27 protein-coding genes are annotated in these 26,151 nt (G+C 69.7%); 15 read left to right on the forward strand and 12 right to left on the reverse strand.

Annotated features, from left to right (window positions below; all coding sequences use genetic code 11):
* The first annotated feature begins 78 nt into the window (after positions 1-78).
* The 4 genes from DBV10_RS13060 (at position 79) to DBV10_RS13075 (ending at position 3,544) form a co-directional block, all read left to right on the forward strand.
* Positions 79-1,140 carry a FecCD family ABC transporter permease gene (locus DBV10_RS13060; protein ID WP_370451170.1) on the forward strand — a complete coding sequence of 354 codons (1,062 nt, stop codon included), beginning with the start codon at positions 79-81 and terminating at the stop codon, positions 1,138-1,140.
* Positions 1,137-1,919 carry an ABC transporter ATP-binding protein gene (locus DBV10_RS13065; protein WP_124514054.1) on the forward strand — a complete coding sequence of 261 codons (783 nt, stop codon included), beginning with the start codon at positions 1,137-1,139 and terminating at the stop codon, positions 1,917-1,919. The genes DBV10_RS13060 and DBV10_RS13065 overlap by 4 nt, the downstream gene beginning before the upstream one ends.
* Positions 1,920-1,952: 33 nt before the next feature.
* On the forward strand, positions 1,953-2,255 hold the full coding sequence (locus DBV10_RS13070) for a DUF2218 domain-containing protein (protein ID WP_124514055.1): 303 nt from the start codon (positions 1,953-1,955) through the stop codon (positions 2,253-2,255).
* A gap of 134 nt (positions 2,256-2,389) precedes the next feature.
* Positions 2,390-3,544: a GGDEF domain-containing protein gene (locus DBV10_RS13075; protein WP_233589909.1), complete on the forward strand. Its 1,155-nt coding sequence runs from the start codon at positions 2,390-2,392 to the stop codon at positions 3,542-3,544.
* 76 nt (positions 3,545-3,620) lie between these two features.
* On the opposite strand, the gene DBV10_RS13080 is transcribed toward DBV10_RS13075, so the two are convergent.
* Positions 3,621-4,472 (reverse strand): M48 family metallopeptidase, encoded by an 852-nt coding sequence (locus DBV10_RS13080; protein ID WP_124514056.1) that lies wholly within the window; start codon positions 4,470-4,472, stop codon positions 3,621-3,623.
* Positions 4,473-4,505: 33 nt separating this feature from the next.
* Between DBV10_RS13080 and DBV10_RS13085 the strand changes: the two genes are divergently transcribed.
* The 3 genes from DBV10_RS13085 to DBV10_RS13095 all read left to right on the forward strand — a co-directional run bounded on the left by DBV10_RS13085 (position 4,506) and on the right by DBV10_RS13095 (position 8,188).
* Positions 4,506-5,882 carry an AmpG family muropeptide MFS transporter gene (locus DBV10_RS13085; protein ID WP_124514057.1) on the forward strand — a complete coding sequence of 459 codons (1,377 nt, stop codon included), beginning with the start codon at positions 4,506-4,508 and terminating at the stop codon, positions 5,880-5,882.
* Between the two features lie 154 nt (positions 5,883-6,036).
* Positions 6,037-6,759 carry a response regulator transcription factor gene (locus DBV10_RS13090; RefSeq protein WP_124514058.1) on the forward strand — a complete coding sequence of 241 codons (723 nt, stop codon included), beginning with the start codon at positions 6,037-6,039 and terminating at the stop codon, positions 6,757-6,759.
* Between the two features lie 145 nt (positions 6,760-6,904).
* Positions 6,905-8,188: an ATP-binding protein gene (locus tag DBV10_RS13095; protein WP_124514059.1), complete on the forward strand. Its 1,284-nt coding sequence runs from the start codon at positions 6,905-6,907 to the stop codon at positions 8,186-8,188.
* 23 nt (positions 8,189-8,211) lie between these two features.
* Here DBV10_RS13095 and DBV10_RS13100 read toward each other — a convergent pair whose 3' ends face one another.
* Positions 8,212-9,480 carry a YbfB/YjiJ family MFS transporter gene (locus DBV10_RS13100; protein WP_124514060.1) on the reverse strand — a complete coding sequence of 423 codons (1,269 nt, stop codon included), beginning with the start codon at positions 9,478-9,480 and terminating at the stop codon, positions 8,212-8,214.
* Positions 9,481-9,551: 71 nt separating this feature from the next.
* On the opposite strand from DBV10_RS13100, the gene DBV10_RS13105 reads away from it, so the two are divergent.
* Positions 9,552-10,439: a LysR family transcriptional regulator gene (locus DBV10_RS13105; protein ID WP_124514061.1), complete on the forward strand. Its 888-nt coding sequence runs from the start codon at positions 9,552-9,554 to the stop codon at positions 10,437-10,439.
* A gap of 12 nt (positions 10,440-10,451) precedes the next feature.
* Entirely contained in the window at positions 10,452-11,555 is a 1,104-nt protein-coding gene (locus DBV10_RS13110) for a nitronate monooxygenase family protein (RefSeq protein WP_124514062.1), read from the forward strand.
* Positions 11,556-11,639: 84 nt separating this feature from the next.
* Here the strand turns inward: DBV10_RS13110 and DBV10_RS13115 are convergent, their stop codons facing one another.
* From DBV10_RS13115 to DBV10_RS13140, 6 genes are all read right to left on the reverse strand, one after another.
* A complete protein-coding gene (locus DBV10_RS13115; RefSeq protein ID WP_124514063.1) occupies positions 11,640-12,614 on the reverse strand; it encodes a glycosyltransferase in 975 nt (324 codons plus the stop codon).
* Between the two features lie 11 nt (positions 12,615-12,625).
* On the reverse strand, positions 12,626-13,879 hold the full coding sequence (locus DBV10_RS13120; protein WP_124514064.1) for an O-antigen ligase: 1,254 nt from the start codon (positions 13,877-13,879) through the stop codon (positions 12,626-12,628).
* Positions 13,879-14,694: a glycosyltransferase family 2 protein gene (locus DBV10_RS13125; RefSeq protein WP_124514065.1), complete on the reverse strand. Its 816-nt coding sequence runs from the start codon at positions 14,692-14,694 to the stop codon at positions 13,879-13,881. The genes DBV10_RS13120 and DBV10_RS13125 overlap by 1 nt, the downstream gene beginning before the upstream one ends.
* 3 nt (positions 14,695-14,697) lie before the next feature.
* The gene (locus DBV10_RS13130; protein ID WP_124514066.1) at positions 14,698-14,904 is read right to left on the reverse strand and encodes a zinc-finger domain-containing protein; all 207 of its coding nucleotides are present in this window, start codon (positions 14,902-14,904) and stop codon (positions 14,698-14,700) included.
* A 5-nt stretch (positions 14,905-14,909) separates the two neighbouring features.
* Complete coding sequence (locus DBV10_RS13135) at positions 14,910-15,848, reverse strand: branched-chain amino acid transaminase (RefSeq protein WP_124514067.1); 939 nt, start codon at positions 15,846-15,848, stop codon at positions 14,910-14,912.
* Positions 15,849-15,963: 115 nt separating this feature from the next.
* On the reverse strand, positions 15,964-16,383 hold the full coding sequence (locus DBV10_RS13140; protein ID WP_124514068.1) for a glycerate kinase: 420 nt from the start codon (positions 16,381-16,383) through the stop codon (positions 15,964-15,966).
* Between the two features lie 142 nt (positions 16,384-16,525).
* On the opposite strand from DBV10_RS13140, the gene DBV10_RS13145 reads away from it, so the two are divergent.
* A complete protein-coding gene (locus DBV10_RS13145; RefSeq protein ID WP_124514069.1) occupies positions 16,526-17,215 on the forward strand; it encodes a DUF4124 domain-containing protein in 690 nt (229 codons plus the stop codon).
* A gap of 8 nt (positions 17,216-17,223) precedes the next feature.
* On the opposite strand, the gene radA is transcribed toward DBV10_RS13145, so the two are convergent.
* On the reverse strand, positions 17,224-18,606 hold the full coding sequence (radA, locus tag DBV10_RS13150) for a DNA repair protein RadA (protein WP_124514070.1): 1,383 nt from the start codon (positions 18,604-18,606) through the stop codon (positions 17,224-17,226).
* 154 nt (positions 18,607-18,760) lie between these two features.
* Between radA and DBV10_RS13155 the strand changes: the two genes are divergently transcribed.
* The 3 genes from DBV10_RS13155 to DBV10_RS13165 all read left to right on the forward strand — a co-directional run bounded on the left by DBV10_RS13155 (position 18,761) and on the right by DBV10_RS13165 (position 21,320).
* On the forward strand, positions 18,761-19,594 hold the full coding sequence (locus DBV10_RS13155; RefSeq protein WP_124514071.1) for an aldolase/citrate lyase family protein: 834 nt from the start codon (positions 18,761-18,763) through the stop codon (positions 19,592-19,594).
* 49 nt (positions 19,595-19,643) lie between these two features.
* The gene (locus DBV10_RS13160) at positions 19,644-20,621 is read left to right on the forward strand and encodes a 2-dehydropantoate 2-reductase (protein WP_124514072.1); all 978 of its coding nucleotides are present in this window, start codon (positions 19,644-19,646) and stop codon (positions 20,619-20,621) included.
* 75 nt (positions 20,622-20,696) lie between these two features.
* Positions 20,697-21,320: a glutathione S-transferase family protein gene (locus tag DBV10_RS13165; RefSeq protein ID WP_124514073.1), complete on the forward strand. Its 624-nt coding sequence runs from the start codon at positions 20,697-20,699 to the stop codon at positions 21,318-21,320.
* Between the two features lie 179 nt (positions 21,321-21,499).
* Here DBV10_RS13165 and DBV10_RS13175 read toward each other — a convergent pair whose 3' ends face one another.
* The gene (locus DBV10_RS13175; RefSeq protein ID WP_124514074.1) at positions 21,500-23,080 is read right to left on the reverse strand and encodes an ABC transporter substrate-binding protein; all 1,581 of its coding nucleotides are present in this window, start codon (positions 23,078-23,080) and stop codon (positions 21,500-21,502) included.
* A gap of 73 nt (positions 23,081-23,153) precedes the next feature.
* Positions 23,154-23,762 carry a LysE/ArgO family amino acid transporter gene (locus DBV10_RS13180; protein ID WP_124514075.1) on the reverse strand — a complete coding sequence of 203 codons (609 nt, stop codon included), beginning with the start codon at positions 23,760-23,762 and terminating at the stop codon, positions 23,154-23,156.
* Between the two features lie 77 nt (positions 23,763-23,839).
* On the opposite strand from DBV10_RS13180, the gene DBV10_RS13185 reads away from it, so the two are divergent.
* Complete coding sequence (locus DBV10_RS13185; RefSeq protein WP_124514076.1) at positions 23,840-24,727, forward strand: LysR family transcriptional regulator ArgP; 888 nt, start codon at positions 23,840-23,842, stop codon at positions 24,725-24,727.
* Between the two features lie 20 nt (positions 24,728-24,747).
* Here the strand turns inward: DBV10_RS13185 and DBV10_RS13190 are convergent, their stop codons facing one another.
* Complete coding sequence (locus DBV10_RS13190) at positions 24,748-25,557, reverse strand: siderophore-interacting protein (RefSeq protein WP_124514077.1); 810 nt, start codon at positions 25,555-25,557, stop codon at positions 24,748-24,750.
* A gap of 74 nt (positions 25,558-25,631) precedes the next feature.
* Here DBV10_RS13190 and DBV10_RS13195 point away from each other — a divergent pair, with 74 nt between their 5' ends.
* Complete coding sequence (locus DBV10_RS13195) at positions 25,632-26,114, forward strand: MarR family winged helix-turn-helix transcriptional regulator (RefSeq protein WP_124514078.1); 483 nt, start codon at positions 25,632-25,634, stop codon at positions 26,112-26,114.
* Positions 26,115-26,151: the final 37 nt, after the last annotated feature.

Below are 26,151 nucleotides of genomic sequence, written 5' to 3' on the forward strand. Positions count from 1 at the left end.
CCCAAAGAGCGCGCCCGCGCCTGAAACCCTCCCCGCACCGCGCGTGCCCCGCCCCCCGGAACCGTCCCGTTGAACCCCATTGCCCCCTCCCCCCTTGATGCCACTGGCCCGCTCGCACAGCGCTACCGGCATTTCGTGCGCCGGCGCCTGCTGCTGCTGGCCGCCCTGCTGGCCGTGCTGTGCGCCAGCGTGGTGGCCGACATCGCGCTGGGCCCCTCCACCTTCGCGTTTGCCGATGTGCTGCGGGGCCTGTTCACGCCCGGCGCGCTGCCGCAGGCGCAGCAGGTCATCCTGTGGGAAGTGCGCCTGCCCTATGCGGTGATGGCCGTGCTGGTGGGCGCCAGCCTGGGCCTGGCGGGTGCCGAGATGCAGACCGCGCTCAACAACCCGCTGGCCAGTCCGTTCACGCTGGGCGTGTCGGCCGCCGCCGCCGTGGGCGCCTCGGCCGCCGTGGTCAGCGGCTTCACGCTCGTGGCCTGGGGCGAGAACCTGGCGGTGCCGCTGTGCGCCTTTGTGGGTGCGGCCTGCGCCACGGCGCTGATCCAGCTCTTGGCCTGGCGCCAGGGCGCCACGGTGGACACGGTGGTGCTGTTCGGCATTGCGCTGCTGTTCAGCTTCGAGGCGCTGCTGTGGCTGCTGCAGTTCATCGCCGACAGCAATGCGCTGCAGCAGATCGTGTTCTGGACCATGGGCAGCCTGGGCCGCGCCACCTGGACCAAGATCGGCATCGTGGGCACGGTGCTGCTGCTGTGCCTGCTGTGGTCGGCACGCCAGGCCTGGGCGCTCACGGCGCTGCGCGCGGGCGAGGACCAGGCGCGCAGCTTCGGCATTGCCGTGGAGCGGCTGCGCCTGGTGACGCTGCTGCGCGTGAGCCTGCTGGCGGCCACGGCCCTGTCGTTCGTGGGCACCATCGGTTTTGTGGGCCTGGTGGGGCCCCACATCGCGCGCATGCTGCTGGGCGAAGACCACCGCTATTACCTGCCGGGCAGCGCGCTGGCCGGGGCGCTGATGCTGTCGCTCGCGTCCATCCTGAGCAAGGCGTTGGTGCCCGGCGTGGTGCTGCCGATTGGCATCATCACCGCGCTGGTGGGTGTGCCGCTGTTCATGGCGCTGGTGCTGCGCCAACGGAGGGTGGCATGAAGGACAGCCTGCAAATCGACCAGCTCACCGCCGGCTACCCCGGCCGCCCCGTGCTGCAGGGCGTGAACCTGCCGGGCGTGCCGCCCGGCACCCTGGTGGCCGTGGTGGGCCCCAATGCCGTGGGCAAGTCCACCCTGCTCAAGGCCGTGGCCGGACTGCGGCCTGCGCAGGGCCGCGTGTGGCTGGAGGGCACGGACTTGAGCACCCTGCCCCCGCGCGAGCGCCTGCGCCGTGTGGGCTACCTGCCCCAGGCACTGCCGCAGAGCACCTCGCTCGTGGCCTACGAAACCTGGCAGAGCGCGCTGCGCGCCGGCCGCAGCGAATGGAGCACCGCCCAGCGCGAGGCGGCCATCGAGTCGGTGGTGGCGGCGCTGGGCCTGCAGGCGCTGGCGCTGCGGCGGCTGGATGAACTCTCGGGCGGCCAGCGGCAGATGGTGGGCCTGGCCCAGGTCATCGTGCGCGCGCCGCGCCTCTTGCTGCTGGACGAGCCCACCAGCGCGCTCGACCTGCGCTGGCAGCTGCAGGTGCTGCAGGCCGTGCGCGCCATGGTGTTGCAGCAAGGCGCCATCGGCCTGGTGGCCGTGCACGACCTGAACCTGGCGCTGCGCTTTTGCCAGCATGTGCTGGTGCTGGGCGGCGGCAGCGTGCTGACGGCCGGCGACCCGGCCGAGGTGCTGACCCCTGCCCTGCTGCAGCGCGCCTATGGCGTGCAGGCCCGCGTGGAGCGCTGCTCGCAAGGCAACCTGCTGGTGCTGGCCGATGCGGCGCTGCCGCTGTAGCCCCTCATTTCCTCCACAACGACATCCCCACCCATGATGCGACGCGAGGGCCATGTGCCCACCCCCGAGGCCAGCCGCTACCTGCAGCGCCTGTGCTACCACTTCACCCGCAAGATCCGCGTGGACTACGACGAGCACCGGGGCGAGGCCCACTTCCCCTGGGGCCTGTGCGTGCTGCGCGCCGACGACGCGGCCCTGCACTTCGACTGCAGCGCCGAAGACGATGCCAGCCTGGCGCGCGTGCAGTTCGCCATCGACTCGCATGTGGAGCTGTTCTCGCGCAAGAGCCCCGTGGCCGTGAGCTGGCAGCCGGTGCAGGCAGTGCTGCCGGGCTGACCGGCCGCAGCCCCCCGGGGGGGGCCAGCACACCGTGCGGTCTGCCCAACAGCACCCCCACCACCTGCCAGATCCGGCGATGGGTGGCCAGGGAGGTTTTCTAGAATGGTGCCTTCTGTTTTCAAGCCCGGCGGGTGGATGAACGCCAGCGGGCCCCTGCCCGCCATGGCACGTTCTGCATCCCGCTCTGCCCCCCTGCCCACCGGCCCGGCCACTGCGGCCGCCGCGCCCTCCGCCACCCACCCCGGGCGTTTTCCCTCCCGCAGCGGGGCTCCAGCCTCGCGGGCAAGGCCTATTGGGCGATGGTGCAGCGGGTGGCGCTCACGGCGGCGGCCATTGACGTGGGCTACATCCTGCTGTTCCTGTGGCTGGGATCAGTGCCACTGGCGGCCATCAACGCCGTCAGCATTGCGATGTACCTGGGGGCCTATGGCCTGATCCAGAAGCGCTACAACGCGCCGGCGCTGGTGCTGATCTGGACCGAGGTGGTCGCTCACGCGGCCCTGGGCTCGCTGCTGATTGGCTGGAACAGCGGCTTCCACTACTACCTGCTGCTGTTCATCCCGGCCATCGTGATTGCCAACACGCGCGGCTTTGCGGCGCCGGTGGTGCTGGCGCTGCTGGCGTACTACCTGGGCCTGCAGGCGCTGTGCGATCACCTGGGGCCGCTCGATCCGCTGCCCGCGCAGAGCGTGAAGATCGTGAACTGGATCCACATCTGCCTGGTGTTTGCAATGTCGGCCGCGCTGGCCGCGTTCTACCGCCGCACCATCCTCATCGCCGAAAGCCGCCTGCGCACCCAGGCCACGCGCGACCCGCTCACGGGCCTGGCCAACCGCAGCCACTTCCAGGCCCAGGCCACCCAGGCCCTGGCGCGCAGCCAGCGCGATGGCACGCCGGTGGCGCTGCTGCTGTGCGATGTGGACCATTTCAAGCGCATCAACGACCAGCACGGCCACGCCGTGGGCGACGAGGTGCTGGTGGCCATGGCCGGGACGCTGGGCGAGAACCTGCGCGAGGGCGACGTGCTGGCGCGCTGGGGCGGCGAGGAGTTCCTAGCGCTCATGCCCGCCAGCCCGCTGGACGCCGCCTGCGCCACGGCCGAGCGCATCCGCGCGGTGGTGGCCCAGGCGCCGCTGCCCGTGGGCTCCACGCCGATTGCGCTGACCCTGTCGTTCGGCGTGGCCCTGGTGCATGGCGCCGACGACCTGCAGGCCGCCATTGCGCGCGCCGACAAGGCGCTCTACGAAAGCAAGCACGCGGGGCGCAACCGCGTGAGCCGGGGGTAGGTCATCAGCCGTTGGCAATAAAGCAGGCGCTGCGGCTTGCCTATCCAACGCAACCAGCTACCAAATCAATAGCAAATCAACCCGGGCGCCGGGCCGCCTCGTACAGCCCCTGCACCTTGGGCACGTTCTGCTCCAGCTCCTTGATGCGCGCGGGGCCCGAGGGGTGGGTGGACAAAAAGGCCAGCCCGCCCTGCTGGCTGCCGGTGGCATTGCCCATCTTCTTCCACAGGCTCACGGAGGCGGCCGGGTCGTAGCCCGCGCGCGCGGCCAGCTCCAGCCCCACCAGGTCGGCCTCGCTCTCGTCCGAGCGGCTGAACTGCAGTGTGAGCAGCTGCCCGCCCAAACCGGCCGCCGCTTGGCCCAGGTCGCCCAGGCCCAGCAGCTGCGAACCCAGGCGCAGCGCCAGGTTGGTGCCCTGCGTCTTGGCCAGGCGTTCGCGCGCGTGCTCGCGCAGCGCGTGGGCCATTTCGTGGCCCATGATCATCGCGGCCTCGTCGTCGGTGAGCTTGAGCTGCTCCAGGATGCCCGTGTAGAACGCGATCTTGCCGCCCGGCATGCAGAAGGCATTGATCTGCGGGCTGCCGATGAGGTTGACCTCCCAGCGCCAGTGCTTGGCGCGGTCGTTCCAGGGCGCGGTGAACGGGATCAGGCGCCGGGCGATGGTGTGCAGGCGCTGCAGCTGCGGGTGGCCCTCGGGCGCCAGCGCGCGTTTGGCGCGGGCCTGCTCCAGCATCTGGCGGTACTGCTGGGCGGCGGAATTTTCCAGCGTTTCGGCCGGCACCAGCTTGCGCAGGCTGGAGGCGGAACCCACGTCCACCTGCGCCAGCACCGGCGCGCTCACGCTGGCCCCGGCGGCGAGCAGAAACGCACGGCGCGCCGACCACGGGGACGAAGGCGCTACGGAAGTGGGGGGGCAGAGCAGGCACATGCAGGAATAATAGACAAAAACCTCCCGGCGCCCATGTCAGACACCTCCTCTCCACCCGCCCCATCCTCCCCGCCCGCCGCCCGCCCCTCCTGGCTCCAGACCCTGCGCGTGTACCTGGAGCCCGCCAGCTTGCGCATGCTGACGCTGGGCTTCTCGGCCGGACTGCCGCTGCTGCTGGTGCTGGGCACGCTCTCGTTTCGCCTGCGCGAGGCGGGCATTGACCGCAGCACCATCGGCTACCTGAGCTGGGTGGGCCTGGCCTATGGCTTCAAGTGGGTGTGGGCGCCGCTGGTGGACCGCATGCCCATCCCGCTGCTCACGCCGCTGCTGGGGCGGCGGCGCAGCTGGCTGCTGCTGGCGCAGGCGCTGATCGTGGGCGGGCTCATCGGCATGGCGCTGGCCGACCCGCGCCAGACGCTGGGGCCCATCGTGTGGTGCGCACTGGCCGTGGCCTTTGGCTCGGCCACGCAGGACATTGCGCTGGACGCCTTCCGCATCGAATCGGCCGATGCCAACCGCCAGGCGGCGCTGGCGGCGTCGTACCAAACGGGCTACCGCCTAGCGATGATCTGGGCCGGGGCGGGTGTGCTGTGGATTGCGGCGCGCGCCGAGGTGGCGCCCGCCGTGGGCCAGGCCGTGCTGCAGGGTGCCGCCGCGTACCAAAACGGCGCGTGGCAGGCGGCCTACCTGGTGATGGCGGCGTCGATGGCGGTGGGCGTGGTCACCGTGCTGTTCTCGCGCGAGCCCGCGCCGGTGGCGCTGCCCCCGGCCAAGAACGCCGCAGAATGGGTTCAGGGCGCGCTGGTGGAGCCGTTTGCAGATTTCCTGCGCCGCTACGGCTGGCATGCGGCACTGATCCTGGCGCTGATCGCCGTCTACCGCATCAGCGACGTGGTGATGGGCATCATGGCCAACCCCTTCTATGTGGACATGGGCTACACCAAGGACGAGGTGGCCGCCGTGACCAAGATCTACGGCGTGGTCATGACCCTGGTGGGCGCGTTCGTGGGCGGTGTGCTGTCCATGCGCTTTGGCGTGATGCGCATCCTGATGCTGGGCGCCATCCTCAGCGCGGCCAGCAACCTGCTGTTCGCCTGGCTGGCGGGGCATGGGCACGACGTGACGGCGCTGATTGCCGTGGTCTCGGCCGACAACCTGGCCAGCGGCATCGCGTCGGCCGCGTTCATCGCCTACCTGTCGAGCCTGACCAATGTGAGCTACTCGGCCACGCAGTACGCGCTGTTCAGCTCCATGATGCTGCTGCTGCCGAAGTTCGTGGCGGGCTTCTCGGGCGACTACGTGGACGCGTTCGGCTATGCGCAGTTTTTCACGGCCACGGCGCTGCTGGGGCTGCCGGTGCTGGTGCTGGTCTGGCTGGCCTCCAAGGTAAAAATCGGCCCTGCGGCTTGACCATCCAGCGCATACAGCTACTTAATTCATAGCAACCCGGCCGCCGCACCGCCAGCGGCGGTTTACCGCAACTTTACGGGTGCTTCAACACGGGGAGACGCCCGTGCGCGAGCATGGCGGTTCCTTGCCTGGAGCCTCCCACTACACTGCCCCCATGAGTTCGCAACTGCTGATGATCGAAGACGATGCCCGCCTGGCGCAGATGGTGGGCGAGTATCTGGGCCAGTCGGGCCTGCTGGTCACGCACTGCGCCGATGGCAGGAGCGGCCTGGCGCAGCTGCAGGGGCCCGACGCGGGGCCGCTGCCCGACCTGGTGATCCTCGACCTCATGCTGCCCGACATGGACGGCCTGGAGGTGTGCCGCCGCATCCGCTCGCTGCAGGGCCATGCGGCCCAGGTGCCGGTGCTCATGCTCACCGCCAAGGGCGACCCCATGGACCGCATCATCGGCCTGGAGCTGGGCGCCGACGACTACCTGCCCAAGCCCTTTGAACCGCGCGAGCTGCTGGCGCGCATCCGCGCCATCCTGCGCCGCCGCACCGATGGCGGCAGCATGGCGGCCGCCACCCAGGTGCTGCGCTTCGGCACCCTGGAGATCGACCGCGACGCGCGCACCGTCACGGTGGCCGGCGAGCCGGCCGACCTCACCTCCTACCAGTTCGACCTGCTCGCGGCGCTGGCCGAGCGCGCGGGCCGCGTGCTCACGCGCGACCAGATCATGGAGGCCGTGCGCGGCCGCGAGCTGGAGGCGTTCGACCGCAGCATCGACGTGCACATGGGCCGCATCCGCGCGGCCATCGAGCAGGACGCCAAGAACCCGCGCCGCATCCTCACCGTGCGCGGCGTGGGCTACGTGTTCGCCAAACAACAGGATTAGTCATGCCCCCTGAGTCGCTTCGCGCCTTCCCCCTCAGGGGGACGCCGCCAGCGCGGCGGGGCGGCCCTTGCGCGGCGGCCACTGGCCTGGGCTGCGCCAGTTTCCAGCAATGCGCGTGCTGCTGACACTGATCGATCGAGTTTCCATGTCCCTCTCCACCCCTTTCTCGCGCCGCCTGTACCTGCGCATCTGGCTGGCCGTGGTCGCCGGCATCGCCGTGTTGACGCTCACCGTGGGCTGGGCCTGGCGCATGGCCGAAGAGCAGAAGGCACAGAGCAACCAGCCTTTTGTGCCGCCCTCGCGCGAGATCGCGCTGCGCGACCCCTCGGGCCGGCTGCTGCTGCACGGCATGGGCACGCGCCAGCCGGGAGATCCCAGCGAAGGCCTTGAATTTCGCATCGAATCCGACACCGGACAGATCTTCACCCTGCAGATGGCGCCCCGCCAGCCACGCGGCGAGCGCGGTGCCGGGCGCCCCGGGGGCGCCGGGCCCAACCCGGGTTGGGCCCCGTTCTGGACCCGGCCGCCGTTCGGCTTTTTGTGGCTGCTGGGCATCGTGAGCCTGGCCGTGGCCGTGGGGGTGTACCCCATCATCCGGCGCCTCACGCAGCGGCTCGAAGCGCTGCAGCGCAGCGTGCAGAAGTTTGGCGAAGGCGACCTGTCGGTGCGCGTGCCCGAGCAGGGGCACGACGAGGTGGCCGACCTGGCGCGCCAGTTCAACGCTGCCGCCGGGCGCGTGGAAACCCTGGTGCAGTCGCACAAGTCGCTGCTGGCCAACGCCTCGCACGAGCTGCGCTCGCCCCTCACCCGCATCCGCATGGGGCTGGAGCTGATGGGCGGGCAGCAACCCTCGCCCGCGTTCCGCGAAGAGATCCTGCGCAACATCGCCGAGCTGGACCAGCTGGTGGACGAGATCCTGCTGGCCAGCCGCCTGGATGCGCGCGAGGCCGACGTGGGCACCGTGGAGCTGGTGGACCTGATCGGCCTGGCCGCCGAGGAATGCGCCCGCGTGGACGCCGACCTGGACGTGGGCGCCAGCCCCGACTCGCTGGAGGTGCGCGGCGTGGCCAAGCTGCTGCGCCGGGCCATCCGCAACCTGCTGGAGAACGCGCGCCGCTACAGCACCGGCGAGATCACGGTGGTGGTGCACCGCCGCCAGGGGCGCGCCGAGGTACATGTCTGCGACCACGGCCCGGGCGTGCCGCCCAGCCAGCGCGAACGCATCTTCGAGCCCTTCTACCGCCTGCCGGGCGCGAGCGAACGTGCGGGCGGCGTGGGCCTGGGGCTGTCGCTGGTGCGCTCGATCGCCGGGCGCCACCAGGGCACCGTGCACTGCCAGGACCGGCCCGATGGCGAGCACGGCGCCTGTTTTGTGCTGGCCCTTCCGCTGGTGGCCGCTGCGCCGTCCCCGGGTCCGGCCCCCCACTGACCCAGGCGCCGCGCCGGGCGCTTTCAGCGGCCGCGGCCCAATGGCCAGCGCCAGGCCATCGCGGCATACACCACCGCCCCCAGCCCCAGCGCCGCAGCCGCTACGGCCAGCCCATAGACAAAACCCTGGCCCTGCGTGGCCGCGTGGTGCAGCATCCACGCCACCATGGGCGGGCCCACGATCTGGCCGATGCCATAGGCCGCCGTGAGCAGGCCGGGAAAGCTGTCGCCCGCCGCAGGCCACACCCGCCGCGCCTCCTGCAAGGCATAGAACGTGATGGCCGTGAACGGCAGGCCCAGCAGCAGACTGCCCAGCGCAAAGCCCGCCGGCCCCGGCCACACCAGGCTGAGCGCGATGGCCCCGGCCTGCACCGCATAGGCCGCCATGAGCAGCCAGCGCCGGTCCCACGCGGCCGGTGTGCGGGTGGACAGCAGCGCCCCCAGCGCTACACCCGCGCCAAACAGCGGCCAGAACAGGTCGGGCCAGGGCGACCCGGCGGGCAGCGCCGCACGCGCGATCACCGGCAAGAAGGTGGCCGTGACGATGTAGCCCAGCCCCGCCAGCCCATAGGCCAGCGTGAGCCCGGTGCGCGCCAACGGGCCCTGGCCCGGCAGGGCAGCGCCCAAGGCGTGCGTGGCCGCTGCCGGTGCAGGCAAGGCCACGCCCTGCAGCACCGGCCAGACGGCGGCACACAAGCCCACGCTCAACAGGCCAAACACGGCCCACCCGGCGGCAGCGGGCCAGCCCAGGGCCACCATGGCACTGGCCGACAGGCCGGTGAGCACGATGCCCAGCCCCGGCCCGCAAAAGATCAACCCGCCCAGCGCCGGCTGGCCCAGTGCCACCAGCCGCACCATGCACCACACCGAGACGTTGAGGAACACCATCGCACTGGCCACGCCCGCCGCAAAGCGCAGCGCAGGCCAGGTGGCGGGCAGCGGCAACGCCATGCCCAGCGTGAGCAGCACCGTGGCCGCCAGCCCCCAGCGCGCCAGCCCCCAGCGCGCCAGCCGCACCGCATGCCACCGCTGCCGCGCGCGGGGCGCCACCCAGGGCAGCGCCATGCAGGCCAACGCGCCGATCAGATAGCCCAGGTAGTTGGCCGTGGCCAGCCAGCTGCCGCCCGCCAACGTGACCACGCCGTCGTGCAGCATCATGGGCAAGAGCGGCGTGAAGGCAAACCGCCCGATGCCCATGGCCGCCGCCAGGGCGGCCATGCCCGCCAGCGCCACGGCCAGCGGCTGGTCTGCAAGGGCGGTGGCGGGGGCGCGGGGGGAGGTCAGCGTTTCCATGGCGGCAATTCCGGTCTATGATACTTTTTTGAGATTTATTTTCAAATAATCATCTCACAAAGAGAATAAACATGGACCTTGCCGCACTGGAAATCTTCCGCGCCGTGGCGCAGGAAGGCAGCGTGACCCGCGCCGCCGAGCGCCTGGGCCGCGTGCAGTCGAACGTGACCACGCGTGTGCAGCAGCTGGAGGAGCAACTGGGCGCCACGCTGTTCCTGCGCGAGGGCAAGCGCATGGTGCCCACGCCTGCGGGCGAATCGCTGCGCGGCTATGCCGACCGCCTGCTGGCGCTCGCCGAGGAGGCCCGCCAGTCGGTACACCCCGGCCAGCCCGGTGGCCGCCTGCGCCTGGGCGCGATGGAAAGCACGGCCGCCGCACGCCTGCCGCAGCCGCTGGCGCAGTTGCACGCGCAGTGGCCCGGGCTGGTGCTGGAGCTGAGCACCGCCCCTTCGCGCCAGCTGGTGGAGCAGGTGCTGGCCCACCGCATCGACTGCGCGCTGGTCGCCTGGCCGCCGCCGGGTGTGGATGCCGACGCCCCGGTGGAACGCACCGCCGTGTTCACCGAAACCCTGCTGCTGGCCCTGCCCGCCGACCACCCGCCCGTGCACACGCCGCAGGACCTGCGGCTCGACACCCTGGCCGCGTTCGGCAGCGGCTGCACCTACCGCCGCATGGGCGAGTCCTTCCTGCAGCAAAAAAGCGGCACACCACCCCAGGTGCTGGAGCTGGCCTCGTACCACGCCATCCTGGCCTGCGTGGCGGCCGGGCGCTGCGCGGGCGTGGTGCCGCAGGCCGTGATCGATTTGATGCGCGAGCCCCCGGCCCTGCGGCTGGTGCCGCTGACCAGCTGCGACACGGTGCTGGTGCGCCGGCGCGGCTACCAGTCGCCCGCGCTGGAAGCCTTGCTGGCCACGCTGCAGGCCAGCAGCGCACCCCGCCCACCCCGTTCCATTGCCTGAGAGGAGTTTCTGATGCCTTCTTCCCCCTTCACCACCCGCTTCGGCCTGGCGCTGCCCATCGTCCAGGGCCCCATGACGGGCTCCGACACACCCGCGCTCGCGGCCGCCGTGTCCCAGGCCGGGGGCCTGGGCATGCTGGGCTGCGGCATGCGCTCGCCCGCCGCCATGGCCGAAGTGGCCGCCGAGGTGCGCCGCCGCACCGACCGGCCCTTTGGCATGAACCTGTTCGTGCAGGCCACGCCCACGCCCACGCCCGACGAGGCCACGGTGCAGGCCGCGCTGCAGCGCCTGGCGCCGTTCTATGCCGAATTCGGCCTGGTGCCCGAGCGGCCCGCGCGGTGGTGCGAGGACTTTGGCGCGCAGTTCGAGGCCCTGGTGGCCGCGCGCCCGGCAGTGGCCAGCTTCACCTTCGGCATCCTCTCGGCCGCGCAGGTGGCACGGCTGCAGGCCACGGGCAGCACGGTGGTGGGCACCGCCACCACCGTGGCCGAAGCCCGCGCCTGGGCCGCCGTGGGGGCGGATGCGGTCTGCGCCTCGGGCATGGAATCGGGCGGGCACCGGGGCACCTTCTTGTCACCCGGCCACGAGGCACCGCCACCGGGCGGGCCGTCGGTGGACGACTTCGAGGCCAGCATGCTGGGCACGCTGACGCTGGTGCGGCAATGTGTGGACGCGCTGCCCTCCATCCCCGTGATCGCAGCAGGCGGCATCATGGACGGGCGCGGCATTGCGGGGGCGCTGGCCCTGGGCGCCCAGGCGGTGCAGATGGGCACGGCCTTTCTGACCTGCCCCGAGTCGGGCATTGGCCCCGCCTACCGCCAGGCGCTGACGCAAGCCGGACCCACGGACACCCGCACCACGCGCATCTTCTCGGGTCGGCCGGCACGGGGCATCGTCAACACCATGATGGACGGCCTGCGGGCCGATGAGCGCAGCGTGCCGCCCTACCCCGTGCAGAACGCGCTGACGGGCGCGCTGCGCCGCGCGGCGGCCCAGGCGGGCCGGGCCGACCACCTGTCGCTGTGGGCAGGCCAGGGCGTGGCCCAGGTGCGGCCGCTGCCTGCGGCCGAGCTGATGGCGCTGCTGGCGCAGGAGCTGCAGGCAGCCAGCGCCTGAAGATTGCTATATTTTTAATAGCTGCTTGCGCTTACCCATCTAGCGCAAACGGCCATTTGCATCACAACCCAGGGGCCTGCCCCGTCAGTTCTTCCAGGGCAGCTCGCGCGCGGGGCCCTGGATGACCGGGGCCTGCGCATTCAGGGTTTCGCCCGCCAGCACGCGCTCGTACATGCGCAGGTAGTTGCGCGCCATGCGCTCGGCGCCAAAGTGCTCCACCACATGCTGGTGGCAGGCCCGGGGGTCGAAGTGGTTGCCCTGCACGGCCTCGGCCAGCACGCCCGCCTCGGCCGACAGCACACCACAGTGCACCGGCACCAGCTCGGGCAGCGCGCCATAGGGCGTGGAGAACACCGGGCAGCCAAAGTACAGGCTCTCGATCACGGCCAGGCCAAAGGGCTCGTGCCAGCGCACCGGAAAGATCAGCCCGCGCGAGGCGTTGAGCAGGCCCGTCTTCTGCGTGCCGCCCACCATGCCGTGGAAATGGATCTTGCGCGACAAGGTCCAGCGGAAGCCGCGCTTGAAGTTGATGCGGTTGCCGCCCAGCACATCCAGCTCCACACCCGCGAGCTGGGCCACCTTGATGGCGCCGCGCACATTCTTCACCCCCCAGGCCGCCTTGCCCAGGAAGTGGTAGTGCGGGCGCGGCCGGCTGAAATCGACCGGGCCGTAGCCCGACCAGTCCAGGCCGTTGTAGACAAACTCGCTGGAGCCATAACGCGCCGCATGGTCGCGCGAGAGGAACACCGTGTTGCGCGGCAGCGGCTTGGGCTTGCGCGCATTGCCGTGTTCGGTCACCAGGTAGGGCTTGGCCAACTCGGTGCGCGGGTTGAACTGGAAATGCGTGATGTCCACGTCGGCCGGGATCTGGCCCTCCCACGGCGCGTCCGGGCGGATGGGCAGCACCTGGCCAAAATCGCAGGTCGAGCCCTCGGGCACCAGGTAGCTCACGCGGTGGCCCTGCTGCACCAAGGTCTTGCCCAGGTCCCAGATCACGCGCTCGGTGCCCCCGTAGCCGTAGACGGGAATGGGGGAGTTGTTGACCAGCAGGATATGCATGGAAGGGGCTCTCACAGAGGACGGGGGCAGCCGAGGCGGGCGCGCCGCTGGTGCAGCGCGGCCAGCACCAGCGGGCACATGAACAGGTAGAACATGTTGCCGCTGTTGTGGGCCAAAAACACCTGCGTGAGGCCAAAGCCGATGTACGACAGCGGCAGCAGCACGCCCACCAGGCACAGCGACAGCGATTCGCGGTCCATCTTGCCCTCAGCGCCCTGGATGCGCTGCGCCGTGGGCCAGAACATCGCCAGCGGAATGCCATAGAAGGCCAGCAGCAGCAGCACGCCGGGCAGGCCGCGCTTGGCAAACAGGTCCAGGATTTCGTTGTGCGCATGGCCGAATTCGAGCACCACGGGGTGGGCCTGCCCGGCCGCCACGCGCCGGGCCTTTTCTTCGGTGTAGCCGGCCCGGCCCCAGCCGGTGAGCGGGCGGTCCCAGCCCATCTCCCAGGCCAGGCGCCAATGCGCCAGGCGCTGGCCCACCGAGCTGCGGCCATCGCCGCGCTGCTGGTAGGTCTGCACCTCCTGGCGGGCTTCGACCACCCGCAGCTCCACGGCGGGCAGCTGCGACAGCGCGGCGGCTGCCACCACCAGGGCGCACAGCCCCCAGTACACCCGGCGCTGGCCGGTCGTGCGCACCAGCAGCCACGCACACACCGGCAGCAGCAGCGCCAGCGCCAGCCAGCCCCCGCGGGACTGCGACAGCACGGAACCCACCACGCCCAGCACCACGCTGCTTACCAGCAGCAGGCGCTGCCACAGCACCCAGCGCCGCCACTGCGCCACCAGCAACAGGCCGCTCATCACCGCCAGCAGCATGCTCAGGTTGCCGTACTGGATGGCGTTGGTGAAACCGTTGGCGCGCGGCAGGCCCATGCCATAGGTCTGGTAAAGCCCCACCAGCCCGCTGCCCACGGCCCCCACGGCGATGCCCATCCACAGCCAGGCGGCGCGGGGCCGGAAGGTCATCAGGTAAAAGATGCAGGGCAGGGCCAGCAGGTATTTGATCGGGCGGTCCATGCTGCCCCAGCCCCAGGCGGCGCCCACGTCCAGCATCCACAGTGCGGCCATGCAGGAAAACGCAGCCGTGAGCCACCAGGCGGCGCGCGGCGCGGGGCGGCGCCACCATACGGGGGCGCTGGCCAGCGCGGCCAGCAACAGCAGTGCGGCACCGTAGGAGTACCCGGACGGCACACACAGCGCCAGCCCCGGGACCAGGAAGGCGCCGATGCTCGCGCAGCGCCCCCACCAGCGTTGTGCGGTCATCAACGAATCACCTTGTCGGTCAGGCTGTCACGGTCATAGTGCAGGGCGGCATAGCGAAAAAAGCCCTCCAGCGCCACAAACAGGCAATACAGAAACCCGGCCCCGCCGCACAGAAACCCCAGGCGGAACACATACAGCCGCAGGAACATGGAGAGCCCCGACGCCAGGCCGTGCAGCACCCCGCCGCGCTGGCCTTTCTGGGCGCGCTTGGCGGCGCCCAGCATCACGTACTGGGTGAGCTTCTCCAGGCTGCCCCGCACCGTGGTGCGCGAGTAGTGCAGCAGGCGGGCCTGGATGAGCCGGCGCGGCACCGCCCCGCCGCCGGGCAGGGCATGCAGCTCGGCCTGCTCGTGCACGACGCCGGTGAACTCCTTGACCAGCGCCCGCACGAACAGGCGCTCGATCTGCGACTGCGAGCGGAAGTACCGGAGTTCATGCCCGAAGGCCACCATGCGCCAGCGGATGGTCCACACCGCCTGCGCGCCCGAGCGCACGATGGCCTGCAGCTCCTGGGCGAACGCCGGCGTCATCACCTCGTCGGCATCCAGAAAAAACACGTAGTCGCCGCGCGCCTGCGCGAGCAGGCGGTTGCGCTGCACGGCAAAGCCCTGCCAGTCGGGGTGGCTGTGCACCTCGGCGCCCAGGCCCTGGGCCATGGCCACGGTGTTGTCGGTGCTGCCGCTGTCCACCACCAGGAGCTGGTCGGCGAACGCGGCGCTTTTCAGGCAGGCTTCAATGCGGTGTGCCTCGTTGTGGGTCAGCACCGCAACGGTCAACGTGGGCGGCGCCGACGCGCCACCGGTGGCAACTGGCATCAATCAGTGGCCAGCGTGGACATGTTCACCCGCTTTCAGGCGATAGACGGTGCCGCAATAGGGGCACTTGGCCTCGCCGGTGCGGGCCACGTCCAGGTACACCTTGGGGTGGCTGTTCCACAGCTTCATGTCGGCCTTGGGGCTGGGGCAGAAGACACCGCCTTGTGCATTCAGGTCTTTGGCCAGGAGTTCTACGGAAGCTTGCGACATGTTCTTCAGACCTTGGTGAGCCAGTGGGCGTAGTTGGAATTGCGGCCACCGACGATGTCGAAGAAGGCGCTTTGGATTTTTTCGGTGATCGGGCCGCGCGATCCGCTGCCCAGTTCGATGCGGTCGAGTTCGCGGATGGGCGTGACCTCAGCGGCCGTGCCGGTGAAGAAGGCCTCGTCGGCGATGTAGACCTCGTCGCGCGTGATGCGCTTTTGCACGATCTCCAGGCCCAGGTCCTTGGCGATGTGGAACACGGTGTTGCGGGTGATGCCGTTCAGGGCACCGGCCGACAGGTCGGGCGTGTAGATCACGCCGTTCTTGATGACGAAGATGTTCTCGCCCGCGCCTTCGCTCACAAAACCGGAGCTGTCGAGCAGCAGGGCTTCGTCATAGCCGTCGTCCAGCGCTTCCATGTTGGCCAGGATGGAGTTGGTGTAGTTGCTCACCGCCTTGGCCTGCGTCATCGTGATGTTGACGTGGTGGCGCGTGTAGCTGCTGGTCTTGACGCGGATGCCGCGCTTCATGCCCTCTTCACCCAGGTAGGCGCCCCAGGCCCAGGCCGCCACCATCAGGTGGATCTGGTTGCCCTTGGGCGAAACGCCCAGTTTTTGCGAGCCGATCCAGGTCAATGGACGCAGATAGCAGGATTCGAGCTTGTTTTCACGCACCACGGCCTTCTGGGCCTCGTTCACTTCTTCCTTGGTGAACGGGATCTTCATGCGCAGGATCTTGGCGCTGTTGAACAGGCGGTCGGTGTGCTCTTCGAGACGGAAAATGGCCGTGCCATTCGCGGTGTTGTAGGCGCGCACGCCTTCGAAGGCGCCGCAGCCGTAGTGCAGGGTGTGGGTCAGCACATGGATCTTGGCGTCGCGCCAATCGACCATCTGGCCGTCCATCCAGATCTTGCCGTCACGGTCGGCCATCGAGGGAACTACGGGGCTCATGGGGTTCCTTTGGTTGCTGTGGGTCGCAAAACCGGGATTTTACGGGCCCCCAGCCCGCCAGGAACCGCCGCCCGAGGGTGCAGTGCAGCAAACCCGCCGGATCAGGGGCGGGGTGTCATCCAGCGTGGGACGGGGTGTTGTCGTCCGCCGCAGGCCGCTCCAGCGTCCACTTCACCAGCTTGCCGTGCCGGAACTCGCAGGTCACGTGGGAGCGGGTGCCGTCGGTCCAGCGGTAGATCTCCGGGTCCACGCCCTCGGCAGACAGCAGCTCGCCCAGGGCCTGCGTCATCGCCACCACATGCATCAGGTTCACGCCCTCGGCCAGCCGGGCATTGAGCATCACGGCGCTGCCCACATAGCCGATGGGCCGCTTGGCGGCTTTCTTCATCACGTTCACCAGCCGCGTGAAGTGCAGCAGGGCCCACATGACCAGCCCGCCGACGACCGCCGCCACACCGGCCCAGCCATAGGCCATGAAACCAAACCCGACCAGGGCCACCGCCCCCAGGGGCACCAGGATATTGCGCAAATTCATGGCGCGATTGTCTTACGGCGCGGCCCGCCCGGGGCTGTGGGGATTGCGTAGATCCCCCACGCGCCCCATCCGGGGGATGGCAGACACGGTTTAATAGCGCCACTTTCCCCGTCCAGCCCCAACCCGCCCCGCAGTCCGCCCCATGCGCTCCCCCCACTTCCTGCTTGCCACACTGGCCGCCACGCTGGGGGCCGCCCCTGCGGCCGCCCAATCCCTGTTCAAGTGCACGGACGACAAAGGGCACACGACCTATTCCGACCGGGCCTGCATGCAGGCCCCGCGCCCGGCCGCCCCCGTGGCCCAGCGGCCCGCCACGCCGCCGCCCTCCAGCGCCGCCAAGGCCGCCAGTGCGGCGCCTGCCGTGCCCCCGCCAGCGACAGCCGCCACCGGGAAGGCCGAGAACATCACCAGGCTCACCACCCCCGTCGTGGAGGGCATGCTCCGGCGCGCGCTGGAGCTGGCAGAGCGATCGGACTACCGGGCCCAATGTGCGCTGGCCGCGCCAGACCTGGTTTTCAAGCTGACGGACCACAGCAGCAGCCCCGCGAGCGTGTATTCCGGCGGCCGCCGCGAGATCTGCGATTTGCAGCTGCAGTCCGCCCAGGCCATGCAGGCCGGCGGCCTGCGTGCCTCCATCCGCCTGGGGAAGACCGACATCCGCATCAACGCCGACGGCACCCAGGCCACGGCAAAGTCCGAAACGGCATCCACCATTTCGATGCAGGGCCAGCACCTGATGACCCTGCAGTGCACGCGCGAGGAAGTGTTTGGCCTCTACAGCGGCAGCGTGCTCTACCAGCGCGTCAATGCGACCTGCAAGCCGGTGGGCTGAGCCCCGGCTCAGTCCAACCCGCGCACCACGTTCATCGCCTCTTCCACCCGCTCCACCGCGTGGATGGTCAGCCCCTCGATGGGTTTCTTGGGCGCGTTGGCCTTGGGCACCACGGCCACGCTGAAGCCGAGCTTGGCGGCCTCCTTCAGGCGCTCCTGGCCGCGCGGCGCGGGGCGCACCTCGCCCGCCAGGCCCACTTCGCCAAACGCGATGAAGCCGCGCGGCAATGCCTTGCCCCGCAGGCTGGAGGTGATGGACAGCATCACCGCCAGGTCGGCGGCGGGCTCGCTGATGCGCACACCGCCCACCGCGTTCACGAACACGTCCTGGTCCATGCACGCCACACCCGCGTGGCGGTGCAGCACGGCCAGCAGCATGGCCAGGCGGTCCTTGTCCAGGCCCACGGACAGGCGCCGGGGGCTGGGCCCGCCGCTGTCCACCAGGGCCTGGATCTCGACCAGCATGGGGCGCGTGCCTTCCAGCGTGACCATCACGCAGCTGCCGGGCACGGGCTCGCTGTGCTGGGAGAGGAAGATGGCGCTCGGGTTGCTCACGCCCTTGAGGCCCTTTTCGGTCATCGCGAACACGCCGATCTCATTCACGGCGCCAAAGCGGTTCTTGATGGCGCGCACCAGCCGGAACTGGCTGTGCGTGTCGCCCTCGAAGTACAGCACCGTGTCCACCATGTGCTCCAGCACGCGCGGGCCGGCCAAGGCGCCCTCCTTGGTCACATGGCCCACCAGAATGACGGCGATGCCTGTGCCCTTGGCCATGCGCGTGAGGTGCGCAGCGCATTCACGCACCTGCGCGACCGAGCCCGGTGCGCTGGTGAGTTGGTCAGAGTAGGTGGTCTGGATGGAGTCGATCACGACCACGGCCGGTTGTGTGGCTTCGACCGTGGCCAGAATTTTTTCGAGCTGGATCTCGGCCAGCAGCCGCACCTGGCTGCCCTCGATGCCCAGGCGCCGTGAGCGCAGCGCCACCTGGGCACCACTTTCCTCCCCCGTCACGTACAGCGTGGGCAGGCCCGCACGCTGCAGCGCGTCCATGGCCTGCAGCAGCAGGGTGGACTTGCCAATGCCCGGATCGCCCCCGATGAGCACCACGCCGCCCTCCACAATGCCGCCGCCGAGCACACGGTCCAGCTCGTCGATGCTGCTGGGGGTGCGCGCCACGTCCTGGGCCTCGATGGCGGCCAGCGGCATCACGGGCTGCGCATGGGCCAGGCCCGCATAGCCTTGCGGCGCGCTCAGGCGGTTCTTGCCCGGCCCGGCCTCGGCCACCGATTCGATCAGCGTGTTCCAGGCGCCGCAGGCCGGGCATTTGCCCAGCCAGCGCGGGCTGGTGCCGCCGCATTCGGTGCAGGTGAAGATGGTTTTGTCTTTGGCCATGAAAAGGGGGATGGTCGGTGGGCACAGGCGCGGGTGGCAGACTATAGCGGCGCCCCCGGCCTCCCCCGGCCAAGGTCCGAGAGCCCCCTGGCGCCACACCCCTGCGATGGCGGCCTGGCCACACTGCCCTCCGGCATCGGCAAGAATGCACGCCATGCACACACCCACCAACTCCTTCAAGCAGGCCCTGGCCCAGGGCGAGGCACAGATCGGCCTGTGGCTCGGCCTGGCCGACGCCTACACCGCCGAAATCCTGGCGGGCACCGGCTACGACTGGCTGCTGGTCGATGGCGAACATGCGCCCAACGACCTGCGCTCCATCCTGCACCAGCTGCAGGCCATTGCCAGCGCCACCAGCGCCCTGCCGCCGGGAGCCCGCGCGCCCCACGCCATTGCGCGGGTGCCGGTGGGCGACACCGCCCTCATCAAGCAGTACCTGGACATCGGCGCGCAAACCCTGCTGGTGCCCATGGTGGACACGCCCGAGCAGGCCCAGCAGCTGGTGCGCGCCACGCGCTATGCGCCCGAAGGCATGCGCGGCATGGGCAGCGCGCTGGCCCGCTCGTCGCGCTGGCAGGCCTACCCCCGGTATGTGCACGAGGCCAACCAGCAGGTCTGCCTGCTGGTGCAGGCCGAGACGGTAGAGGCCATGGCCCACCTCGATGCGATTGCCGCCACCCCCGGCGTGGACGGCGTGTTCATCGGCCCGGCCGACCTGTCCGCCTCCATGGGCCACCCGGGCAACCCGGGGCACCCCGAGGTGCAGGCCGCCATCCACGATGGCATTGCACGCATCCTGCGCGCGGGCAAGGCGCCGGGCATCCTGGCCACCAACGAAGCGCAGGCGCGCCAGTGGCTGGCGGCCGGTGCGCTGTTTGTGGCCGTGGGGGTGGACACCATGCTGCTGGCCAGCGCTGCGCAGAATCTGCTGGCGCGGTTTCGCACCGGCACGGACGCTGCCGCCCCGCCACGGCCCGCAGGCTACTGAGCATCCCCTTCTTCAGAACCACACACAAAACACGCAAGGATCGACAAGCATGAAAGCATGTATTTACGGCGCGGGCGCCATCGGTGGCTGGCTCGGGGTGGCCCTGGCGCAGGCGGGCTGCAATGTCAGCCTGGTGGCGCGCGGCGCCACGCTGGCGGCGTTGCAGGCCGATGGCTTGCGCCTACGGCGCCCCGACGGCACGGTGGCCCAGGTGGCGGTGACGGCGGCGGCCGACCCCGCGGCCCTGGGCGTGCAGGACCTGGTCGTGGTGGCCGTCAAGGCGCCCGGCCTGCCCGAGGTGGCACGCGCCATGGCCCCGCTGATCGGGCCGGACACCCTCGTGCTCACGGCCATGAATGGTGTGCCCTGGTGGTTTCTGGATGGCTTTGGCGGCGCTGCGCAGGGCCGCGCACTCGCATCGGTGGACGCGGGCGGCGTGATCGCCAACGCCCTCCCCACGCGCCATGTGGTGGGCAGCGTGGTGCACACCAGCTGCTCGCTGGAGGCGCCGGGCTTCGTCCGCCAGCACTTTGGCAACCGCCTCATCGTGGGTGAGCCGGGCGGCCCCCGCAGCGCGCGCCTGCAGGCCCTGGCCGACACGCTGCAGCGCGGCGGCATCGACGTGGAGCTGAGCGACTGCATCCAGAAGGACATCTGGTTCAAGCTCTGGGGCAACCTCACCATGAACCCCATCAGTGCCCTGACCGGCGCCACCACCGACCGCATCCTGGACGACGAGCTGGTGCGGGGGTTTGTCTCGCACGTCATGCTCGAAGCCAAGGCCATTGGCGACCAGCTGGGCCTGCCGATCGACCAGCAGCCCGAAGACCGCCACGCCGTCACCCGCAAGCTGGGCGCGTTCAAGACCTCGATGCTGCAGGACGTGGAAGCGGGCAAGCCTATGGAGATCGACGCCCTGGTGGGGGCCGTGCGCGAGCTGGGCCAGATCACCGCCACGCCCACGCCCCACACCGATGCGCTGCTGGGCCTGGTGCGGCTGATGGCGCGCACGCGGGGCCTGTACTGAAGGCACCAAGCCCAAAAGGCCGTTTGCGCACGTCCCTCTTGCCCTACCAGCTCCATATTCAATAGCAATCCACCCATGACCACCCTCACGCTCTACTACACCCCCGGCACCTGCGCGCAGGCCGTGCGCATCGCTTTGGAAGAAGCGGGCGCCCCCTACGAACTGGTGCGCGTGGACTTCGCCGCTGGCCAGCAACGCACGCCCGACTACCTGGCCGTGAACCCCAAGGGCCGCGTGCCCGCGCTGGCCACACCGCAGGGCACGCTGACCGAAACCCCTGCGCTGCTGGCCTATGTGGCGCAGAGCTTTCCCGCAGCCCGCCTTGCGCCCACCGACGCCTATGGTTTTGCGCGTCTGCAAGAGTTCCACAGCTACCTCGCGTCCACCGTGCACATCGCCCACGCCCACCGCCCCCGCGCCAGCCGCTGGGCCGACGAGCCCGAGGCCCAGGCCGCCATGCAACGCAAGGTGCCGCAGAACATGACCGACTGCTTCAACCTCATCGAAAGCCACTACCTGCCGCCTGTGGACCAGGGCCCCTGGGTGATGGGCGAGCAGTACACCGTGGCCGACGGCTACCTGTTCACCATCGGCACCTGGCTGCACAGCGATGGCGTGGACATTGCCCGGTTTCCCAAGGTGTTTGCGCACACGCAGCGCATGCTGCAGCGCCCCGCCGTGCAGCGCGCACTGGCCTGAATTTTCTTGAGGCTCAACGTCCACGCCGCTCGAGTGCGCGGCTTGTGAAACTGGCGCGGCACAGGCCGGGGCCGCCGCGCAAGGGCCGCCCCGCCGCGCTGGCGGCGTCCCCCTTCCCGAATTGCGCAGCAATTCGAGAGAAGGGGGAAGGCACGAAGTGCCTCAGGGGGTTGTCACTCTCAATTCACCTTCAGGTACCGCCAGTCGATGCGGTTGTCGGCCCGGTGGATGATCTCCACCTTCTTCGTGCCCGCCCACGGGATCACCTGGTTGTACAGCGGGATGTGCGAGACCAGCTCATGCTCCTTGATCAGAGCCTGCTCGATCAGCTGGTTGCGCGTGGGGGCATCGGTCTCCTTCTTCACGCGCTCGACCAGGGCATCCAGCTGCGGGTCGGAGAAGCGGCCCAGGTTGAAGTTGCCGTCGCCGCCTGCACCGGGCGAACGCACCAGCGACTGCAGGCTGTAGAACGCATCGAACGTGGGCACGCCCCAGCCCAGCAGGTAGATGCTGGCTTCGTTGCGCTGAATCATCGGGAAATAGGTGGCAAACGGCAGCGAACGCAGCCTGGCCTTCACGCCCACCTTGGCCCACTGCGAGGTGATGGCCTGGCACAGCTGTTCGTCGTTGATGTAGCGGCCGGCGCTGCACGCAAAGTCCACTTCAAAACCGTTGGGATAGCCCGCATCGGCCAGCAGCTTTTGCGCGGCCTTGGGGTCGTAGGGGTAGCGCACATCGGCCTTCTTGGTCCAGCCATTGACCTGGTTGGCAATCAGCGCGCCCGTGGGCTGGGCCAGGCCGCGCAGCACCACGCGCTGGATGGACTGGATGTCGATGGCCTGGTACAGCGCCTTGCGCACGCGCAGGTCCTTGAGCGGGTTCTTGCCCTTCACGTCCGAGCCGGGCAGCTCGTCGCGGAACTGGTCCAGGCCCAGGAAGATGGTGCGGTACTCCGGCCCCTCCAGCACCTGCAGGGTGGGGATCTGCTTGATGCGCGCCAGGTCTTGCAGGCTGGGGTCGATCACAAAGTCAATCTCGCCCGACAGCAGCGCCGCCGTGCGCGTGGCGTCGGCCTTGATGGGGGTATAGACGATCTCGGTCAGGTTGGTGGGGTACTTGCCCTTGCCCCACCAGTGCGGGTTGGGCTCCAGCACCACGCGCTGGTCGGGTGCCCACTGCTTGAGCTGGTAGGGGCCGGTGCCCAGCGCATTGCGGTGGGCAAAGGTTTCGTCCTTGGTCTTGATGTCCTTGGGCTCGACCGATTTGTTCTTTTCGGCCCAGGCCCGGCTCATGATGCGCAGCTCGGTGAGTTGGTTCACCAGCACCGGGTTGGGCAGGTCGGAATGGATGTCGATGGTGTAGGCATCGACCTTTTCCACACGGTCAATGCCCTGGGTGTAGACGGCGAAGTTGGAGCTTTTGGCCTTGGCACGCTCCAGCGAGAACTTGGCGTCGTCGGCCGTGAACTCGCTGCCGTCGCTGAACTTCACGCCTTTGCGCAAGCTCAGGCGCAGCTGCGTGGGCTTGATGAGCTTCCACTCGGTGGCCAGGGATGGTTCGGGCTTGAAGGTCTTGCTGTTGTATTCGACCAGCGTGTCGTACACCGCGCCGTGCATGGTGTTGTTCACGCCCACGTTCTGGGTGTGGATGTCCCAGGTCGAAATGTCCACCGAGCGGGACCAGCGGAAGGTCTTGGCCTGTGCCGCCATCGGCAGGGCGGTGGCCACGGCAGCGGCCAGCAAAAGTGTCTTGAAACGCATGAAGGGTCACTCCAGATCAGTCAGCCCCGCACTATGGCCCAAACCCTCCGTTTGCGTAACGAACTTATCCTTCTTAGCTTAGACCCATCGCCACCGCCAGCCCCATCATGGTGATGGCCGTGCCCCCGTCCAGCACCCGCCACGCGCGGGGCGATGCGAACACCGGCGCCAGCCAGCGCGAGCCAAACCCCAGGCTCAGGAACCACAGGGCGCTGGCCAGCGAGCCCCCCGCCGCAAACGTGGCCCGGCCCCACAGGGGATAGGGGCTGGCCATGGTGCCCAGCAGCACCACGGTGTCCAGATAGACATGGGGGTTGAGCCAGGTCAGGGCCACCACCGTGAGCACGGTGCTGCGCAGGCTCGCCCCCGGCCCGTTGGCCGACACCAGCAGGTGCGCGGGCCGGAGCGCCCGGGCCGCCGCCTGCACGGCATAGGCCGCAAGAAACAGCGCGCCGGCCCAGCGCATGAACTGCGCCCACTCCGGCCGCGCAGCCAAAACGCCCCCCATGCCCCACACGCCGGCCTGCAGCAGCACGGCGTCGGACAGGGCGCACACCAGCACCACGGGCAGCACATGCTCGCGCCGCAGGCCCTGGCGCAGCACAAACGCGTTCTGTGCGCCGATGGCCATGATCAGCAAGGCGGTGGAGGTGAAGCCGTGGGCAAATGCGGTGGTGCTCATGGGCGCGGATTGTGCGCACCGCCGCCTGTTGATGCCAGCTATACTTTTTAACGATCCGTCAAAATTTCTAACCCAGCATGCAGCTCGACTCGGCCCAGCTCAACGCCTTTGCCACCGTCATTGATGAGGGCAGCTTCGAGCGCGCCGCCGCCGTGCTGCACGTGACCCGCTCGGCGGTGTCGCAGCGCATCAAGCTGCTGGAAGAACGCGTGGGCCAGGTGCTGGTGCGCCGGGCCACGCCCTGCACGCCCACCGAGGCCGGGCAGGCGCTGTACCGGCATGCGCGCGAGGTGGCGCTGAGCGAGGCCGACGCGCTGGCCACCATCGGCGGTGGGCAGCGCAGCGCCACGCGCCTGGCGATTGGTGTCAATGCCGACTCGCTGGCCACCTGGTTCCCCCACGCCATGGCGCAGGCGGCCGAGGGGCAGGCCATCACCTTCGACGTCCATGTGGAAGACCAGGACCACTCGGCCAACCTGCTGCGCGAAGGCCGCGTGATGGCCGCGGTGACGGCCGACCCCCAGCCCGTGCAGGGCTGCCAGGTGCTGCCGCTGGGCACGCTGCGCTACCGCGCGCTGGCCAGCCCGGCCTTCCTGCAGCGCCACTTTGCGCAAGGGGTGAACGCCGCCACCTTGGCGCAGGCGCCCATGCTGGTGTTCAACCGCAAGGATGCGCTGCAAGCGCGCTTTGTGGGCCGCATCACGCGCCGCAAGCTCGCACCTCCCGTGCACTGGCTGCCCGAGGCCCATGCGTTCGTCAAAGCCACGCGCGCCAGCCTGGGCTGGGGCATGACGCCCGACGCCCTGGTGGAGGACGATCTGAAGACCGGCGCCCTGGTCGAGCTGATTGCGAACAAGCCCGTGGATGTGCCGCTGTACTGGCAATGCTGGCGACTGAACGTGCAGGCGCTGCAGCACATGACGCAGGCGGTGCAAAAGGCGGCAGCACTGACGCTGCTGCGCTGAGAGGAAGCCGCGGGCGCCGACTACGCGGCGTTCGCCAAGTCCTCGTGGTGGTCGGCGGCGCCGCGCTTCCAGTAGGCGGAGATGCGCATGCGTTTCGGGTCCACACCCGGCTTGGCCAGCATCGCGCGGCGCACGGCGGCCATGTCGTTGTGTTCGCCCGCGGCCCAGACAAAGCCCGCGCCGGGGGGCAGCGCCAGGGCTTCGACGGCGGCCGGCAGCGCGCTCACCCACTGCAGGTCCACCTGCGCCGCGCTGGCCAGCACCCGCTGATCGGCCGGGTTGTTCCGCTGAATGCGCACAGTGGCCACCGCGCTGGCGGGCAGCTCGGCCAGACGGCGGGCAATGGCGGGCAGCGCGGTTTCGTCGCCAATGAGCCAGTGCCAGTCAAACCCCGTGGGCACGACCATGCTGCCGCGCGGCCCGGCAATGCCCACCCACTGGCCCACGGTGGCGCTGGCGGCCCAGTCGGTGGCGGGGCCCGCGTCGTGCAGGGCCACTTCGATGTCCAGCTCGCCCGCGGCCGCGTCGAAACGGGCCGGGGTGTAGTCGCGCAGCACGGGGCGCGGGCCGGCAAACACCGGGCGGCCGCCTTGCAGCGTGGGCAAGGTGGGGCGGTCCTGCCCGGGTTGGGGAAGGATGAGCTTGAGGTGGTCGTCAAACCCGGCGCTGGCAAAACCCGCCAGCTCGGGGCCGCCCAGCGTGAGCCGCACAAAACCGGGGCTGACGGGGGTGCGGCGCACCACCTGGAGGTGGCGGGCCTGGAGCGGGTGGCGAATGCGTTCGACGACCAGCGGGATGGCCGTTGCGGCCAGGGGCAAAGCTGCGTTCATGACTTAAAATGTTGATTTGATCAACCAAATCATCCGCCAACAAGTTGACTTTGTCAACCTGTTGGTTTGCACCCATGAACTCGCGCCCCCGCCCCGATGTGTTTGAAGCCATGCACGACCTGATGCACGCCTACCGGGCGCGCATGGTGCGCGCCATGACGGCGGTGCACCCCGAGCTGACCTTCAACGAGGTGCGCGCGCTCAATTTCATCGGCCGCCACCCCGGCGCCACGCAAAAAGAGCTGGTGCGCCACAGTGGCGCCGACAAGGCCCAGGTGGCGCGCATGCTGGGCCTGCTGCAGGACAAGGGCTGGCTGGAGCGCCTGCCCAATGCCGAAGACAAGCGCAGCCGCTGCCTCACCCTCAGCGGCGAGGGCGCGGCCCTGTACCAGGCGCTGCGTGCCGCGCGGCAAACGCTGTCGGCCTCGGTGCTGGCGGGCTGCGACGAGGCCACGCAAACCCAGCTGCTGGTGCTGCTGGAGCGCGTGCGCAGCAACCTCGGTGCCCTGCCCCCGGACAGTGGCTGCGGCGGCGACAAGCACCCGCCGGGCCGCTAAGAACGTTTTTACAATCTCAGCAGGCCCTGGGGCTTAT

Source organism: Acidovorax sp. FJL06 (genome assembly GCF_003852545.1).
Taxonomy (GTDB): domain Bacteria; phylum Pseudomonadota; class Gammaproteobacteria; order Burkholderiales; family Burkholderiaceae_C; genus Acidovorax.

Coding starts and splice junctions, on each gene's coding strand:
- DBV10_RS13065 (WP_124514054.1), top strand. CDS start 1,137: ATGAAGGACAGCCTGCAAATCGACCAGCTCACCGCCGGCTACCCCGGC.
- DBV10_RS13070 (WP_124514055.1), top strand. CDS start 1,953: ATGATGCGACGCGAGGGCCATGTGCCCACCCCCGAGGCCAGCCGCTAC.
- DBV10_RS13080 (WP_124514056.1), bottom strand. CDS start 4,472: ATGTGCCTGCTCTGCCCCCCCACTTCCGTAGCGCCTTCGTCCCCGTGG.
- DBV10_RS13085 (WP_124514057.1), top strand. CDS start 4,506: ATGTCAGACACCTCCTCTCCACCCGCCCCATCCTCCCCGCCCGCCGCC.
- DBV10_RS13090 (WP_124514058.1), top strand. CDS start 6,037: ATGAGTTCGCAACTGCTGATGATCGAAGACGATGCCCGCCTGGCGCAG.
- DBV10_RS13095 (WP_124514059.1), top strand. CDS start 6,905: ATGTCCCTCTCCACCCCTTTCTCGCGCCGCCTGTACCTGCGCATCTGG.
- DBV10_RS13100 (WP_124514060.1), bottom strand. CDS start 9,480: ATGGAAACGCTGACCTCCCCCCGCGCCCCCGCCACCGCCCTTGCAGAC.
- DBV10_RS13105 (WP_124514061.1), top strand. CDS start 9,552: ATGGACCTTGCCGCACTGGAAATCTTCCGCGCCGTGGCGCAGGAAGGC.
- DBV10_RS13110 (WP_124514062.1), top strand. CDS start 10,452: ATGCCTTCTTCCCCCTTCACCACCCGCTTCGGCCTGGCGCTGCCCATC.
- DBV10_RS13115 (WP_124514063.1), bottom strand. CDS start 12,614: ATGCATATCCTGCTGGTCAACAACTCCCCCATTCCCGTCTACGGCTAC.
- DBV10_RS13120 (WP_124514064.1), bottom strand. CDS start 13,879: ATGACCGCACAACGCTGGTGGGGGCGCTGCGCGAGCATCGGCGCCTTC.
- DBV10_RS13125 (WP_124514065.1), bottom strand. CDS start 14,694: ATGCCAGTTGCCACCGGTGGCGCGTCGGCGCCGCCCACGTTGACCGTT.
- DBV10_RS13130 (WP_124514066.1), bottom strand. CDS start 14,904: ATGTCGCAAGCTTCCGTAGAACTCCTGGCCAAAGACCTGAATGCACAA.
- DBV10_RS13135 (WP_124514067.1), bottom strand. CDS start 15,848: ATGAGCCCCGTAGTTCCCTCGATGGCCGACCGTGACGGCAAGATCTGG.
- DBV10_RS13140 (WP_124514068.1), bottom strand. CDS start 16,383: ATGAATTTGCGCAATATCCTGGTGCCCCTGGGGGCGGTGGCCCTGGTC.
- DBV10_RS13145 (WP_124514069.1), top strand. CDS start 16,526: ATGCGCTCCCCCCACTTCCTGCTTGCCACACTGGCCGCCACGCTGGGG.
- radA (WP_124514070.1), bottom strand. CDS start 18,606: ATGGCCAAAGACAAAACCATCTTCACCTGCACCGAATGCGGCGGCACC.
- DBV10_RS13155 (WP_124514071.1), top strand. CDS start 18,761: ATGCACACACCCACCAACTCCTTCAAGCAGGCCCTGGCCCAGGGCGAG.
- DBV10_RS13160 (WP_124514072.1), top strand. CDS start 19,644: ATGAAAGCATGTATTTACGGCGCGGGCGCCATCGGTGGCTGGCTCGGG.
- DBV10_RS13165 (WP_124514073.1), top strand. CDS start 20,697: ATGACCACCCTCACGCTCTACTACACCCCCGGCACCTGCGCGCAGGCC.
- DBV10_RS13175 (WP_124514074.1), bottom strand. CDS start 23,080: ATGCGTTTCAAGACACTTTTGCTGGCCGCTGCCGTGGCCACCGCCCTG.
- DBV10_RS13180 (WP_124514075.1), bottom strand. CDS start 23,762: ATGAGCACCACCGCATTTGCCCACGGCTTCACCTCCACCGCCTTGCTG.
- DBV10_RS13185 (WP_124514076.1), top strand. CDS start 23,840: ATGCAGCTCGACTCGGCCCAGCTCAACGCCTTTGCCACCGTCATTGAT.
- DBV10_RS13190 (WP_124514077.1), bottom strand. CDS start 25,557: ATGAACGCAGCTTTGCCCCTGGCCGCAACGGCCATCCCGCTGGTCGTC.
- DBV10_RS13195 (WP_124514078.1), top strand. CDS start 25,632: ATGAACTCGCGCCCCCGCCCCGATGTGTTTGAAGCCATGCACGACCTG.